This window comes from Fontimonas sp. SYSU GA230001 (assembly GCF_040066175.1).
Lineage (GTDB): Bacteria > Pseudomonadota > Gammaproteobacteria > Nevskiales > Nevskiaceae > Solimonas.
This window is the reverse complement of record NZ_JBEAAM010000011.1, coordinates 113594-128123: the sequence shown is the minus strand read 5'-3', so window position 1 is coordinate 128123 and position 14530 is coordinate 113594. Positions and strand designations below refer to the sequence as shown.

Below are 14530 nucleotides of genomic sequence, written 5' to 3'. Positions count from 1 at the left end.
ATCATCCTCCGATGATCCCGCCGCCCCGCCGGCCTTTCAGGCTCACTTCACGTTGGAATCACGCACCCCCTTCAGGCTCATGTGTCATTGGAAGAGGCTTGACCTCCCGCCGACTCGCTGCACTGGACGATCATCACGTGGCGCACGGCCGGCACGCTCGCGTTCAGGCGGACAGCAGCACCCGCTCCGCGGCGAGCTGCGTCGCCGTGCGGGCGTCACGGGCCGGGTTGAAGCGCGGAGGGAGGCCCAGCCGGTCATGGGACGCGCTGTGCGGCGGCGGCACCAGTCTGGCCAGCAGCCCGGCGTGCTCGCGCTGCTGCTGCAGCGCCGCGACGCAGACCACGTCGGCGTAGTCGGCGGGACCGTCGCGTTGACGCTCGAGGTCCGCGCTGAGGACCGGCACCTGCGCCAGCTCGTCGGGAAAGTTCCAGGCGCGCAGCAGGTGGACACCGACCCGCGCGTGCAGATTCGACAAGCCTGCCTCCAGCTCGGCGGGACGGTCGTTCAGCTCCGGTCGCGCCTCGACCAGGCCGACGAGCGGCAGCAGACCGATCTCGCGCAGCAGACCGGCGAGCATCGCCGTGGCCGGGTTGAGCGGCGTGCGGCTGCGGGCCAGCACCGCGGCGAGCGCCGCGACTTCCAGGCTGCGCACCCAGGACGCGCGCAGGATGCGGACCAGTTCCGGACTGCGGGCGACGTGGATCTGTTCCAGCGCGTAGCGGGTCACCAGCGTGCGCGTCAGCGGCAGTCCCAGCCGCGCGATGGCCTGTTGCAGATCGGCCACCGGTCGGCCGCCGTAGGCAGCGCTGTTGGCGGCGCGCAGCAGACGTGCCGCACTGGCCGGGTCGGTGGCGATCTCGCGCGCCAGCCGCGCCGCGGACACATCCGGGTCGGCACACATGCGGCTCACGCGCAGCGCGACGTCCGGCAGCGTCGGCAGTGTCAGCTCGTCGCGATTGAGTGCATCGACGACGGTCAGCCACAGGTACAGCGACTTCATCTCCACCCCGGACGGTCTGTACGCCCCTCTCGTCCGGGTAAAGATACACCCTCCACGGGCCGGCGAAACCTCGGCGGGCGCAGCGTCGGTGCGGCGCTGAGTGGCCGGCGCAAAAAAGAACGGGCCCGCCGATCACGGTCGGCGGGCCCGTCCTGACCGCATCGCGGCGTGTTACTTCAGCAGTTCCTCGACCGCCGCGCGCTCCTCGCGCAGCTCCTTGTCGGTGGCGTCCATGCGTGCGCGCGAGAACTCGTCGATCGACAGGCCCTGCACGATCTCGTAGTGGCCGTTCCTGCAGATGCAGGGATAGCCATAGACGACGCCCGGCTTGATGCCGTAGCTGCCGTCGGACGGCACGCCCATCGACACCCACTTGCCGTTGCTGCCCAGCGCCCAGTCGCGCATGTGATCGACCGCTGCCGAGGCCGCCGAGGCGGCGGATGACAGCCCGCGCGCCTTGATCACCGCCGCACCGCGCTGCTGCACGGTCGGGATGAAGTCCTTCTCGACCCATTCCTGGGAGACGAGGCTCTTTGCCGGCTGGTTCTTGACGGTGCAGTGGCTGATGTCCGGGTACTGCGTGGAGCTGTGATTGCCCCAGATGATCATCTTGTCGATGTCGGTCGAGTGCGCACCGGTCTTGGCGGCGAGCTGGCTCAGTGCGCGGTTGTGGTCGAGACGCACCATCGCGTGGAACTGCTTCGGATCGAGGCCCTTGGCGGCGGTGGCCGCGATCAGCGCGTTGGTGTTGGCCGGGTTGCCGACGACCAGCACACGCACGTCCTTGCTCGCCTTGGCGGCGATCGCCTTGCCCTGCGGGCCGAAGATGCCGCCGTTGGCGGTGAGCAGATCCTTGCGCTCCATACCCGGGCCGCGCGGCCGCGCGCCGACCAGCAGCGCGTAATCGGTGCCCTCGAAGCCCGACATCGGGTCGGAGTGGATCTCGACGCCGCGCACGAGCGGGAAGGCGCAGTCGTCGATCTCCATCACCGTGCCCTTGAGCTTCTCCAGCACTTCCGGCACCGGCACTTCGAGCAGCTGCAGGATCACCGGCTGGTCGGGGCCGAGCATGGAGCCGGACGCGACGCGGAAGATGAGCGAATAGGCGATCTGGCCGGCGGCGCCGGTGATGGCGACCTTGACGGGTTTTTTCATGTCCGGGACTCCCAGGAATCGGTGCAGGACGGTGGAAGGGGCCGCGATTTTAGCGGCTTTGCGGCCGGTTGAGGGAATCTCCTCAGGCGCTGGCCTGCAGGACCAGCCGCGGCGGCGTGCGCAGGACGGGGCGCAGCGACAGCCAGCCCAGTGCCGCGACGAGGACGGCACCGGCGAGCGTGCCGACCAGCCACAGCAGCGGGCGCGGCCCATACGGGATGCGGAACAGCTGCTCGGCGAGCACCCAGGTCAGCGTCTGCGCGGCGATCGCCGCGACCAGGCCGGCGAGCGCGCCGAGCACCGCGTACTCGGCGATCAGGCCGCGCGTGATCAGGCCGGACCCGGCTCCGAGCGCACGCAGCAGCGCGGTTTCGCGCACGCGCTCGGCACGCGTGCCCTCGATCGCCGCGAGCAGAACGGTCAGGCCGGCGGCGAGCGTGAACAGGAAGATGAATTCGACCGCGGCGACGATGCGTTCGACGATGCCGCGCACCTGCCGCATCATCGCCTCGATGTCGAGCACCGTGACGTTCGGAAACTGCTCGCCGAGCGCGCGCAGCAGCGCGCGGTCGGCGGGCGGCAGATGGAAACTCGTCAGCCACTGCGCCGGCACGGATTCCGGCAGCGCACCGGGCGGCACCAGCAGGAAGAAATTCGGACGGAAGCTGTCCCATTCGACGGTGCGGAAGCTGTGCACGGTCAGGGTCACGCGCTCGCCGGCGAAATCCAGCGTCAGCGTGTCGCCGAGCTTGAGGTTCAGGCGCTTGATCGCGTACTCGTCGGCCGACAGCCAGGGCTGGCCCACACCGGCCTCGCCCCACCACTGGCCTTGCGTGATGTGGTTGTCGGCGCCCAGCGTCGTCGTCCACGACAGGTTGAAATCGCGGTTGATCCAGCGCTGCGTTTCCGGATCGTCGAAGGAATCGGCGGTCACCGGCACGCCGTTGAGCTCGACCAGGCGCCCGCGCGCCATCGGCCACAGCTCGAGATCGCGGTAGCCGCGTTCGGCGAAGAACGCACGCAGCGCCGCGACCTGGCCGGCCTGGATGTTGATCAGGAACTGGTTGGGCGTGTCCGCGGGCAGCTTGCGCTGCCAGGTCTTGAGCAAATCCTCGCGCACCACCGAGACCAGCAGCAGCGCCAGCAGGGCCAGGCCCAGCGTCGTCACCTGCGCCACGGTCGCGGCGCTGCGGCGCGCGACGTTGCCCAGACCGAAGCGCCAGGACATGCCGACACGGCCGCGCAGCGGGCGCAGCGCCAGCACCAGCAGCGTCGCCAGCAGCGCCAGTGCCAGCAGGGCGGCAGCGGCGCCGCCGAGCACGAACAGCGCCAGCCGCGCGTCGCCGGTCGCCAGCCACAGCAGCGCCGCGCCGGCGCCGAGCGCAGCCAGCCAGACCGCGCGCGCGCCGGCGAATCCGCCGAGGCTTCGCTGGAACACGCGCAGCGGCGGCGCGCGCCGCGCATCGAGCATCGGCGGCGCGGCGAAGCCGACCAGCATCAGCAGGCCCAGCGCCGCCGCGGTCGCGAGCGGCTGCAAGGGTGGCGGCGGCAGCGGCAGCTGGATCAGGCTGCCGAGCAGCCGTGTCAGAACGGCCTGCGCGGCATAGCCCACGCCGGCACCGAGGACCGCGCCGCCCGCGCCGAGCAGGCCCAGCTGCAGCAGCAGGGCGCGCGCCAGGAATCCCTGCCGCGCGCCCAGGCACTTGAGCAGGGCGATCTCGTCGCGCAGTTTCTCGCCGTACTGGCGCGCCGCCAGCGCCACGGCGGCGGCGGACAGCAGCGTCGCGGCCAGCACCGCGATGTCGAGGAACTGCCCGGCGCGCTCGAGCGCGTTGCGGATCTCCGGCCGCGCGTCCTGCGGCGTGATGCGGCGCATGCCGGGATCGACCTCGCGTGCCGCCAGCCGTGCGACCGCCGCCGCGGGTCCGGCCACCAGCAGGCTGTACTGTGCCCGGCTGCCGGGCCCGAGCAGGCCGCTGGCCGGCACGTCGGCCGCGTTGATCATCAGGCGCGGCGCCAGATCGGCGAAGCCGTTGCCGCGGTCCGGCTCGGTCACGATCACCGCACTGACGCGCAGCTGCAGCGCGCCGACCTTGAGCACGGCGTCGCGCGACAAGTGCAACTCCTGCCACAGGCGGACATCGGTCCAGGCCTCGCCCGGCGCCGGCACGCCGGTCGCCGCGCGCGGCTCGCCATGGGGCTCGTCGGCGATCCACGGCCGGCCGCGCAGCGGGTAGCCGTGCTCGACCGCCTTGACCGAGGCCAGCGCCGTCTCGTCGCCGTGGAACACGACGCTGGTGAAGCCCACGACGCGTGTCGTGTACAGACCGAGACCGGCGGCCGTCTCGCGCAGTGTCTCCGGCAGCGGCCCACGTGCGCTGTACATCAGATCGCCGCCCAGAGACTCGCCGGTCTGCGTCGCCAATGCCGCGCGCACCCGCTCGGTGAACAGCTCGACGGCACCGACCGCCGCGACGGCCACGATCAGCGCCAGCGTCAGGATCAGCAGTTCGCCGCTGCGCCAGCCCCTGCGCAAACGCCGCGCGGCGAACGCGGCCGCGCTAGCCATGCAGGCGGCCCTCGCGCAGCTGCAGCGTGCGCTGGCAGCGCCCGGCGAGCGCGGCATCGTGCGTCACCAGCACCAGCGTCGTGTTCTGCGCCTCGTTCATCTCGAACAGCAGGTCGATGATGCGCGCACCGGTCGCGGTATCGAGATTGCCGGTCGGCTCGTCGGCGAACAGGATCTTCGGCTCGCCGCAGAATGCGCGCGCGATGGCGACACGCTGCTGCTCGCCGCCGGAGAGCTGCTGCGGATAGTGGCCAAGCCGTGCGCCCAGACCGACGCGCTCCAGGGCCGCGCGGGCGCGCGCCGGCGCGTCGTCGCGGCCGGCGAGCTCGGCCGGCAGCATCACATTCTCCAGCGCCGTGAAGCCGGCGAGCAGCTGGAACGACTGGAACACGAAGCCGATCCGGCCGGCACGCAGGGCGGCACGGGCGTCCTCGTCGAGATCGTCGAGGCGCTGACCATCGATGCGGATCTCGCCGCGCGTCGGCAGATCGAGCCCCGCGAGCAGCGACAGCAGCGTGGTCTTGCCGGAACCGCTGGCGCCGACGATCGCCACCGTCTCGCCGCGCGCGACGTCGAGATCGACGCCGGCGAGAATCGTCAGCGCCTGCCCGCCGCTGCTAACCTGCTTGACCACTCCGCTCGCCAGCACGGCGCTGTACCGACTCATGACTTCGTTCTTCCTTCGTCTGCTGTTGCCGCTGGTCCTGGGTCTCGCCGCGCCGGCGATCCACGCCGCCGGCGCGGACACACGGCCGATCATGCTGGTGCTCGGCGACAGTCTCGGCGCCGCCTACGGCGTCCCCGCCGAGCGCGGCTGGGTCGCCCTGCTGCAGAAGCGGCTCGACGCGGCAGGCTATCCGGCGCGCGTCGTCAATGCCAGCGTCAGCGGCGAAACCACCGCCGGCGGGCTGGCGCGCCTGCCGGCGCTGCTCGAACGCCACCGTCCGCGCTGGGTACTGATCGAGCTGGGCGGCAACGACGGCCTGCGCGGCCTGCCGCTGACGCGCCTGCGCGACAACCTGCGACAGATCGGCGCGCTCAGCCGCGCGGCCGGCGCCACGCCGATCTATTTCGAGATGCGCATCCCCACCAATTACGGCGCGGACTATGCCGATGGATTCGCCGCCAGCTTCGGTGAGGTCGCGCGCGCCCTGAAAGCGCCGCTGGTCCCGTTCTTCCTCGCCGAGATCGCAACCGACCCCGCGTCTTTCCAGGACGACGGCATCCATCCGACCGCCGCGGTGCAGGACAAGCTGCTGGACGCGGTCTGGCCGACGCTGCGGCGGGTGCTCGCAGCGGGCGCATCCCGCTGAGCCCTTCGTCCGTATGGGGGACACGGGACTCTCCCCGCTCAGACCCCTCCCATGAACATCGCGGTCATCGGCTCCGGCATCTCCGGACTCTCAGCGGCCTACTTTCTCGCGCAGCGCCACGCGGTCACGCTCTACGAGCGCGACCCGCGCGTCGGCGGGCATACGCACACGATCGTCGTGCCGACGCCGTCCGGCGAACAGCCCGTGGACACCGGCTGGATCGTGTTCAACGGCGTCAACTACCCGAACCTGAGCGCGCTGTTCACCGAGCTCGGCGTGCAGACCCGCCCGACCGACATGTCGTTCGCCGTCTCGCTGGGCGGCGGCGCTTACGAATGGAAGGGGAGCGACCGGCTGTACACGGTGTTCGCCCAGCCGTCGAACCTGTTCCGGCCCGCGCACCTGCGCCTGCTGACCGACATCCTGCGCCTGAACCGGCACTGCACCGCGCTGCTGCGCGCCGGCACCCTGCCGCCGGGTTCGCTCGGCGACTTCCTGCGCGATGCCGGCTTCTCGCCCGAGCTGGGCGCGCGCTACCTGCTGCCGATGGCGGGGCTGATCTGGAGCTGCTCGCCGCGCAAGGCGATGGAGTACCCGGCCGCCGACTTCATGCGCTTCTTCGACGCACACAGCCTGTTCACGACGACGCAGCAGCCGACCTGGCGCACCGTCGTCGGCGGCAGCCACCAGTACGTCCGCGCGATGCTGGCGCGCTTCCGCGGCACTGTACGCTTGCAGACCCCGGTGCATGCGCTGCAGCGCGTCACCGGCGGCGTGGAGCTGACCACGCAGGACGGCACGCGGCGTTACGACCGGGTCGTCTGCGCGGTGCACGCCGACCAGGGCCTGCGCCTGCTCGCGGACGCGGATGACCGGGAGCGGCAGGTGCTCGCCGGCATGCCCTACAACGCCAGCCGTGTCGTGCTGCACACCGACGACCGCCATCTGCCGCGGCGGCGCGGCGCGTGGGCGGCGTGGAACTACATCAATGACGAGGCCGACTTCACGGCGGCGGACTTCGAGCGCGAAATCCACGACCGTCCGATCTCCGGCAGCTACTGGATGAACCTGCTGCAGGGCATCCCGGGGCCGGTGAACTACGTCGTCACGCTCAATCCGACACGCGACATCGCCGCGGACCGGATTCTCTACGACACCGTGTACGAGCACCCGCACTACGGCACCGCCAGCCTGGGCACGCACGCGGGACTGGACCAGATCCAGGATGCCGGCGGCCTGTGGTGGGCGGGGGCCTGGAGCGGCTATGGTTTCCACGAGGACGGGCTCAGATCGGGCCTGCGCGCAGTGGCGGGGATCGACCGCGAATGTCTCCCACGGTGGGCACGGCTGTGAACGACCACGCGGACGGTGCGCTGTATCCGGCGCGCGTGATGCATCGCCGTCGCGTGGCGCCGCATTACCGCTTCGTGTACCGCGTGTTCTATCTGCTGATCGACATCGACCGCGTCGATGCACTGGCTGCGCGCCTGCGCTGCTTCTCGCACAACGGCTTCAACCTGTTCGCGCTGCACGACCGCGACCATGGCGATGGTCGCGGGCTGCGCGCCTGGGCGGAGCACACGTTGCGCAGCCAGGGCATCGAACCCGATGGCGGCCGCATCCGCCTGCTCGCGTTTCCGCGCGTGCTCGGCTTCGCCTTCAACCCGATCGCGCTGTGGTACTGCGAGCATCGCGACGGGCGGCTGCAGGCGATCATCGCCGAGGTGCGCAACACCTTCGGCGAGCGCCACAGCTACGTGCTTGCATCCAGCGACGCGTCTTCCGCGTATGGAATGACGTTCGAGAAGGACAAGCACTTCCATGTCTCGCCTTTTCTCGAACGGTCCGGCCGCTATCGCTTCGTGCTCGACGCACCGGGCGAACGGGTGCGCGTGGTGATCCACGAGACGCGCGAGGGGCGGCCGGTGCTGGACGCGACGCTGGCTGGAGAACGGCGCGAGCTGAATGACCGCACGATCATCGGCCAGTTGCTGCGCATGCCGTGGATGACCGTGAAGGTCGTCGCCGGCATCCACTGGGAGGCTCTGAAGATCTGGCTGCGCGGCGCGAAGTTTCACACCAAGCCGGAACCGCTGCAGCCGGACGTGAGCTGAGAACGATTCGAGACAATGGGGCAGGCGCAGATGAATCCGAACGAACTGGATCCGAACACCGATGTGCAGCGCATCCTGCTGCGCGACGGCTTCTCGCCGGACCTGCCGGCGACACTGGCGCCGGCGCAGCGCCTGAACTGGGGGCTGCGGCTGCTGCTGTACATGCTGCGGGGCCTGCGCATCGGCTCGCTCGATGTCACGCTGCCCAATGGCCAGACGCACAGCTTCCACGGCAGCGAACCGGGCCCGCACGGCGTGCTGCAGGTTCGCTCGGCCGCGCTGGTCCGCCACGTGCTGCGCGCCGGCGAGGTCGGTTTCGGCGAGGCTTACCTCGATGGCTGCTGGGATTCTCCCGACCTCACGCGCCTGCTGATGGTGCTGTATCTCAACGAGCCGCACTACCGGGGACCCTACGAGAAGAACCTGCTCGGCCGCCTCTACGGCCTGCTGCGCCATCGCCTGCGCGCCAATACGAAGACCGGCGCACGCGCCAACATCGAGTATCACTACGATCTCGGCAACGAGTTCTACAAGATGTGGCTCGACGAGACGATGGCGTACTCGTCCGCCATCTTCTCGCGCCGCGACGCGCCGGGCGGTGCCGCGTCGGGCACGTTCATCCCGCCCAAAGAGACGCTGATGGACGCCCAGCTCAACAAGTTCCGGCTGATGTTCGAGCGCCTGGACCTCAGGCCCGAGCACCACCTGCTGGAAATCGGCTCCGGCTGGGGCGGCTTTGCGATCCACGCGGCGCGGCAGTCCGGATGCCGCGTCACCAGCATCACGCTGTCGAAGGAACAGCTCGCCGAGGCGCAGCGGCGCGCGCAGGCTGCGGGCCTGGCCGATCGGGTCCGCTTCGAGCTGCGCGACTACCGCGACATCGACGGCGCCTACGACCGCGTCGTCTCGATCGAGATGTACGAGGCGGTCGGCGAGGCGTACTGGCCCGCATACTTCGCGGCGATCCAGCGGGCGCTCAAGCCCGGCGGGCGTGCCGCGATCCAGGGCATCACGATCAGCCCCAGGATCTTCGACGAGTACCGGCGCAAGCGCGACTTCATCCAGAAGTACGTCTTCCCCGGCGGCATGCTCTGTCCGCCGGGCCTGTTCCAGGATCTCGCGCTCAAGGCCGGACTCATCGCCGAGGACGCGAAGTTCTATGCCAGAGACTACGCCGACACGCTGATGCACTGGCACCGCAACGTACTGGCCGCGCACGAACCGATCGCGCAGCGTTTCGGCGAGCGCTTCCTGCGCATGTGGCGCTACTACCTGAGCTATTGCGAATGCGGGTTCCGCACCGGCAGCATCGACCTCATGCAGATCAGCCTGCGCAAGCCATGAGCCTCCGCGTCATCGCGCTGTTCGCGGTACTCGTGTTCGCCGGCCTCGTCGGCGTCTCGGCGTGGGCCAGCGGACACATCGGCATCCTGCCGGCCATCGGCGCGCTGGTCGCGAATCCTGCGCAGGGCACGCACCCGTGGCTCGTCGCCACGCTGTTCGACGCCTACTTCGGCTTCCTCTGGTTCTGGCTGTGGGTCGCCTACAAGGAAACCCGCTGGACGCCGCGCCTGGTCTGGCTGTTGCTGATTCTCGGGCTGGGCAACATGGCGATGGCCGCATACGTGCTCATCCGCATCGCGCGGCTGCCCGCAGGCGCGCGCGTCGAGGACCTGCTGCTGCGCGATGCCCCCGCTCGATCGGCCCCGGGCGGCGAGAACCGAACCGGGGTATAAGGACGCTGCGCGGCCCGGCGCACGTCAGCACGGGCGCGGCGACGGAGACGGCGGTGGAGCGGACATCGTGGAGCCTGCGCCTGGCGCGCGCGCTCGATCTGGTCGGCGCCCAGGGACTGCCCCAGGACGGCAATGGCTGGCCGGTGCGCAACGCGCCCTCGCCACTGTCCGTGTTCGTGCCCTTCGTCCGCGCGCGCGGCGAACGTCGCGCGCGGCGCCTGATCGAGGACGTCAGCCCGGCCGCGTTCGATGGCGCGCGAACGCTGCGCCTGCGTGCGGATGGCCGCTGGCATGACAGCGGCCTCGTGCTCGCAGCCGGCGAGAACGTCCGCTACTCGGCCGGCGGGCGGATGTTCCTGTCACGCCCGCTGGAGGTGAGCATCGGCGCACGCAGCTGCGTCTGGTACCGCATCGGCCACGGCCCGATCGCCCGCCTGCCCGGCGCAGAGGGCGTCATCCAGGCGGCGGGCGACGGTCCGTTGCGGCTGCAGGCGGCACTGCCCGGCGCCTTCGGCGCCCCGGACGGCGCAATCAACACCGAGAGCCCACCACCGCCGACGAGCGGCGAGGTGTTCGTGCGGCTGGCTGCGGTGGACGCCACGGCCGCAGCCGTGGTTGCGCCACCCACAGGCTGGCATTACCTGTGGCGCATCGGCGCGGCGGGCATTTTCAGGACCTGCGAAGACGGCAGCGCGCTGTGCTGCGACACCCACGGCGACGTCGGCATCCTGCAGCATCCAGTGGATCGTCCGCTCACCGGGACGCTGCAGCTGAGCTGGGACTGGCTCGTCGAGGCGCTGCCGTCGCGCCTGCCCGAGCACGTCCAGCCGACGCACGACTACCTGTCGATCGCCGTGGAGTTCGACAACGGCCTCGACCTCACCTACATGTGGAGCGGCGGTCTGCCCGCCGGCACGATCTTCCAGTGCCCGCTGCCGTGGTGGGACCAGCGCGAGACGCACTGGGTGCTGCGCACGCCGGCCGACGGCCTCGGCCGCTGGATCGGCGAATCGCGCAGCCTTCTCGCCGACTACCGACGCGCGGTCGGCGGCCCCGTGCCGCAACGCATCGTCGCGGTCTGGCTGATCGCCAACTCTACTTTCCAGAATGCCCGGGGCCGCTGCCGCTATCGCAGGATCGTTCTCGATGATGGCGTGCAGCGCATCGGCATCGGTCCCTGAACGGAAGACGCCCGCCATGCGCATGCTGCTCGTCACGACCTTGATGCTGCTGCCCTTCGCGGCGCGCGGTTTCGACGTGCCGCCGTTCACGCCCAATGTCGTCGATACCGCCGGCGTGCTCGATGCCGCCGCGCAGCAGACCATCAACGACGAGCTGCAGCGGATCCGCGCGGAGAGCCACATCTGGGGCGCGGTGCTGATCGTCGGCACGCTCGGCGGCGAGCCGATCGAGAACGTCGCGGTGCAGACCTTCGAGAAATGGCAGCTCGGCAGGCGGGGCGTCGACAACGGCCTGCTGCTGGTGCTGGCGATGAGCGACCGCCAGTCGCGCTTCGAAGTCGGTTACGGGCTGGAAGGCGCGATTCCCGACGTCGTCGCGCTGCGCGCGCTCGACGCCTACCTCGCGCCGAAGATGCGCGCGGGCGACACCGCCGGCGCGATCGTCGATGCCTTTGCGTTCCTGTCGCGCGTCGTCGCGCAGGATCCCGATGCGCTGCGCGAGTTGAGCGAGGCGGAGTCGGTGGAGGAGTTCGACTGGCCGCGCGGATTCATCGCCCTGGGCGTGTTCCTGTTTGCGCTCTGGTTCACGCTGCCGATCCGCAACGCCTGGGTGACGCGCCAGCGTGCACGCCTGCACCGACTCGCTCCGTCGCTGTCGCTCGACGACGAGGACGTCGTCACATCGGAAGGCGCCGGGAAAGGCTGGAAGGGCAGCCTGGTCGTCCAGGGCTTCCTGTCGATCAACCCGGGTGCTTTCGTGCTGATCCTGTCGGCGCTGTTCGTGCAAGCCTTCTATATCTCGATCGGCGCTGTCCTGATGATCATGGTGCTGCTGATCCACGGGTCCGGCCGCAAGTACGCCTCGCCGGAACGCTATCGCCGATTCCTCGAGGATCTCGCCAGGCGGCGCGCCGAGATGATCGAGCAGGGCCACCTGAGGCAGAGCGCGTCCGGCGCCTACGAGTACACGCCGGCGTACTACGCCAGCCGCGCATCCTCGTCTTCGTCGTCGGGCAGTTCGGGTTCTTCGTCGTCCTCGGGTGGCGGCAGCTCCGGCGGCGGCGGCGCCAGTTCGCGCTGGTAGCAAGCCGCCGCCGGCGCTCCGCGCGACACGAAAATCCCCCGGCACGACATGGCCATGCCGGGGGATGGAACGCCGCGCGGGATCAGATCGCGTCGAAGCGGTCGAGCATCATCACCTTGTTCCAGGCGGCGACGAAGTCCTTCACGAACTTCTCCTGCCCATCGGCCGCGGCGTACACCTCGGCGACCGCACGCAGTTCGGCATTGGAGCCGAAGATCAGATCGACCGGCGTCGCGGTCCATTTCGGCTTGCCGGTGGCGCGGTCCACACCCTCATAGAGGCCGGCGGTCTTGGCCGACGGGCTCCAGCGCGTGGACATGTCGAGCAGGTTGACGAAGAAGTCGTTGCTCAGCGTGCCCGGACGGCGGGTGAAGACCCCGTGCGCCGCCTGCCCGGTGTTGGCGTCGAGCGCGCGCATGCCGCCGACGAGCACGGTCATCTCCGGCACGGTCAGGGTCAGCAGGTTGGCGCGTTCGACCAGCATCTCCGCCGGCGAGCGCTTCAGGCCGGCGCCGTAGTAGTTGCGGAAGCCATCGGCCTTCGGCTCCAGCACGGCGAACGACGCGACATCGGTCTGCGCCTCCGACGCGTCCATGCGGCCCGGCGTGAACGGCACCTGCACGTCGTGGCCGGCCTTCTTCGCCGCCTGTTCGATCGCGGCGCCGCCGCCGAGCACGATCAGATCGGCGAGCGAGATCCTCTTGCCGTCCTTCTGCGCGCGGTTGAAGTCCTTCTGGATGCTCTCCAGCTTCCTCAGGACCTTGGCGAGTTCCTTGGGATCATTGACCGCCCAGTCCTTCTGCGGCGCCAGCCGCACCCGCGCCCCGTTGGCCCCGCCGCGCATGTCGGTGCCACGGAAACTCGCGGCCGAGGCCCACGCGGTGCGCACCAGTTCCGGAGTCGTCAGGCCCGAGGCCAGGATCCGGGCCTTGAGTTCGGCGACGTCCCTGGCATCGACCAGCGGGTGATCGACCTTCGGGATCGGGTCCTGCCAGATCAGTTCTTCGGCCGGGACCTCGGCGCCGACATAGCGCGCACGCGGCCCCATGTCGCGGTGCGTCAGCTTGAACCAGGCCTTGGCGAAGGCCAGCTCGAACTCCTTGGGATTCTCCATGAAGCGCCGGGAAATCTTCGCGTAGCTCGGATCGAAGCGCAGCGCGAGATCGGTCGTGAACATGATCGGCGCGTGCGTCTTCGTCTTGTCGTGCGCGTCCGGCACGTTCTTCATCGCGTCCGCGTTCTTCGGCACCCACTGGATCGCGCCGGCCGGGCTCCGGGTCTGCTCCCAGTCGAAGGCGTACAGGTTGGTCAGGTACATCATCGTCCACGCCGTCGGCGCGGCCGTCCACGCGCCCTCCAGACCGCTGGTGATCGTGTCGGCACCCTTGCCGCTGCCGCACTTGTTGGTCCAGCCCAGGCCCTGCTCCTCGATCGCCGCGCCCGCCGGTTCGGGACCGAGGCAGCCCTCGGGACTGCGCGCGCCGTGTGCCTTGCCGAAGGTGTGTCCGCCGGCGATCAACGCGACCGTCTCCTCGTCGTTCATCGCCATGCGGCCGAAGGTCTCGCGGATGTCCTTGGCCGCGGCGAGCGGATCGGGATTGCCGTTCGGACCTTCCGGGTTCACGTAGATCAGACCCATCTGCACCGCGGCCAGCGGGTTCTCCAGCTGCCGATCGCCACTGTAGCGCTCGTCGGCCAGCCACTTCTTTTCCGGTCCCCAGTAGACGAGATCGGCTTCCCAGTCATCGGCGCGGCCGCCGGCGAAGCCGAAGGTCTTGAAGCCCATCGATTCGAGCGCGACGTTGCCGGTCAGGATCATCAGATCGGCCCAGGACACATTGCGGCCGTACTTCTGCTTCACCGGCCACAGCAGGCGTCGCGCCTTGTCGAGATTGGCGTTGTCCGGCCAGCTGTTGAGCGGCTCGAAACGCTGCTGACCGCCGCCGGCGCCGCCACGCCCGTCGGCGACGCGGTAGGTGCCAGCGCTGTGCCAGGCCATGCGGATCATGAACGGCCCGTAGTGGCCGAAGTCGGCCGGCCACCAGTCCTGCGAGGTGGTCAGCACCTTGCGGATGTCCGCCTTCAGGGCCGCGAGATCGACGCTGGCGAAGGCCTTGGCGTAATCGAAGTCGGCGCCGTAGGGGTTGGAGCGCGCGTCGTGCTGCCGCAAGGGAGCCAGATCCAGCTGCTCCGGCCACCAGAAGCGGTTGGCCATCGACGCGCTTTCGGCGCGGGCGACGCCCGCGGCCAGCAGGGGTGGAAGGGCCAGCGCACAGACCGCCAGCCAGGTCGCGGATTTCTTTTGCATGGGAGCACTCCTCTTTGGATGGGAACGACGACCGCGCAGCTACCTTACGGCGTCGTCGCGTGCTCGTGGA

General features: G+C 69.9%; 12 protein-coding genes. 7 read left to right on the top strand and 5 right to left on the bottom strand.

The features are described 5' to 3' along the window. Positions 1-163: 163 nt before the first annotated feature. The 4 genes from AAG565_RS07415 to AAG565_RS07400 all read right to left on the bottom strand — a co-directional run bounded on the left by AAG565_RS07415 (position 164) and on the right by AAG565_RS07400 (position 5391). Positions 164-1000 carry an HDOD domain-containing protein gene (locus tag AAG565_RS07415; RefSeq protein WP_348818932.1) on the bottom strand — a complete coding sequence of 279 codons (837 nt, stop codon included), beginning with the start codon at positions 998-1000 and terminating at the stop codon, positions 164-166. Positions 1001-1171: 171 nt separating this feature from the next. Continuing rightward, positions 1172-2155, bottom strand: coding sequence for a malate dehydrogenase (locus AAG565_RS07410; RefSeq protein WP_348818931.1), 984 nt, complete (start codon positions 2153-2155; stop codon positions 1172-1174). An 82-nt stretch (positions 2156-2237) separates the two neighbouring features. Continuing rightward, positions 2238-4724, bottom strand: coding sequence for an FtsX-like permease family protein (locus AAG565_RS07405; RefSeq protein WP_348818930.1), 2487 nt, complete (start codon positions 4722-4724; stop codon positions 2238-2240). Then, the gene (locus AAG565_RS07400) at positions 4717-5391 is read right to left on the bottom strand and encodes an ATP-binding cassette domain-containing protein (RefSeq protein WP_348818929.1); all 675 of its coding nucleotides are present in this window, start codon (positions 5389-5391) and stop codon (positions 4717-4719) included. The genes AAG565_RS07405 and AAG565_RS07400 overlap by 8 nt, the downstream gene beginning before the upstream one ends. Here AAG565_RS07400 and AAG565_RS07395 point away from each other — a divergent pair. The 7 genes from AAG565_RS07395 to AAG565_RS07365 are packed head-to-tail and all read left to right on the top strand — an operon-like array spanning position 5390 to position 12152. Continuing rightward, positions 5390-6037 carry an arylesterase gene (locus AAG565_RS07395; protein WP_348818928.1) on the top strand — a complete coding sequence of 216 codons (648 nt, stop codon included), beginning with the start codon at positions 5390-5392 and terminating at the stop codon, positions 6035-6037. The genes AAG565_RS07400 and AAG565_RS07395 overlap by 2 nt on opposite strands. A gap of 51 nt (positions 6038-6088) precedes the next feature. Beyond that, positions 6089-7390: an FAD-dependent oxidoreductase gene (locus tag AAG565_RS07390; RefSeq protein ID WP_348818927.1), complete on the top strand. Its 1302-nt coding sequence runs from the start codon at positions 6089-6091 to the stop codon at positions 7388-7390. Beyond that, entirely contained in the window at positions 7387-8151 is a 765-nt protein-coding gene (locus tag AAG565_RS07385; RefSeq protein ID WP_348818926.1) for a DUF1365 domain-containing protein, read from the top strand. The genes AAG565_RS07390 and AAG565_RS07385 overlap by 4 nt, the downstream gene beginning before the upstream one ends. A 30-nt stretch (positions 8152-8181) precedes the next feature. Continuing rightward, positions 8182-9495 (top strand): cyclopropane-fatty-acyl-phospholipid synthase family protein, encoded by a 1314-nt coding sequence (locus tag AAG565_RS07380; protein ID WP_348818925.1) that lies wholly within the window; start codon positions 8182-8184, stop codon positions 9493-9495. Continuing rightward, positions 9492-9887 (top strand): DUF1475 family protein, encoded by a 396-nt coding sequence (locus AAG565_RS07375; RefSeq protein ID WP_348818924.1) that lies wholly within the window; start codon positions 9492-9494, stop codon positions 9885-9887. Before AAG565_RS07380 ends, AAG565_RS07375 begins: the two co-directional genes overlap by 4 nt. 53 nt (positions 9888-9940) lie before the next feature. Next, positions 9941-11068 (top strand): DUF3047 domain-containing protein, encoded by a 1128-nt coding sequence (locus AAG565_RS07370; RefSeq protein ID WP_348818923.1) that lies wholly within the window; start codon positions 9941-9943, stop codon positions 11066-11068. A gap of 16 nt (positions 11069-11084) precedes the next feature. Then, the gene (locus AAG565_RS07365) at positions 11085-12152 is read left to right on the top strand and encodes a TPM domain-containing protein (protein WP_348818922.1); all 1068 of its coding nucleotides are present in this window, start codon (positions 11085-11087) and stop codon (positions 12150-12152) included. Positions 12153-12234: 82 nt separating this feature from the next. On the opposite strand, the gene katG is transcribed toward AAG565_RS07365, so the two are convergent. After that, positions 12235-14460, bottom strand: coding sequence for a catalase/peroxidase HPI (gene katG, locus AAG565_RS07360; RefSeq protein ID WP_348818921.1), 2226 nt, complete (start codon positions 14458-14460; stop codon positions 12235-12237). Positions 14461-14530 lie beyond the last annotated feature (70 nt).

Bases quoted from the DNA above. Each gene is read 5' to 3' on its own strand.
- AAG565_RS07415 (WP_348818932.1), bottom strand. From the start codon at position 1,000: ATGAAGTCGCTGTACCTGTGGCTGACCGTCGTCGATGCACTCAATCGC.
- AAG565_RS07410 (WP_348818931.1), bottom strand. From the start codon at position 2,155: ATGAAAAAACCCGTCAAGGTCGCCATCACCGGCGCCGCCGGCCAGATC.
- AAG565_RS07405 (WP_348818930.1), bottom strand. From the start codon at position 4,724: ATGGCTAGCGCGGCCGCGTTCGCCGCGCGGCGTTTGCGCAGGGGCTGG.
- AAG565_RS07395 (WP_348818928.1), top strand. From the start codon at position 5,390: ATGACTTCGTTCTTCCTTCGTCTGCTGTTGCCGCTGGTCCTGGGTCTC.
- AAG565_RS07400 (WP_348818929.1), bottom strand. From the start codon at position 5,391: ATGAGTCGGTACAGCGCCGTGCTGGCGAGCGGAGTGGTCAAGCAGGTT.
- AAG565_RS07390 (WP_348818927.1), top strand. From the start codon at position 6,089: ATGAACATCGCGGTCATCGGCTCCGGCATCTCCGGACTCTCAGCGGCC.
- AAG565_RS07380 (WP_348818925.1), top strand. From the start codon at position 8,182: ATGAATCCGAACGAACTGGATCCGAACACCGATGTGCAGCGCATCCTG.
- AAG565_RS07375 (WP_348818924.1), top strand. From the start codon at position 9,492: ATGAGCCTCCGCGTCATCGCGCTGTTCGCGGTACTCGTGTTCGCCGGC.
- AAG565_RS07365 (WP_348818922.1), top strand. From the start codon at position 11,085: ATGCGCATGCTGCTCGTCACGACCTTGATGCTGCTGCCCTTCGCGGCG.
- katG (WP_348818921.1), bottom strand. From the start codon at position 14,460: ATGCAAAAGAAATCCGCGACCTGGCTGGCGGTCTGTGCGCTGGCCCTT.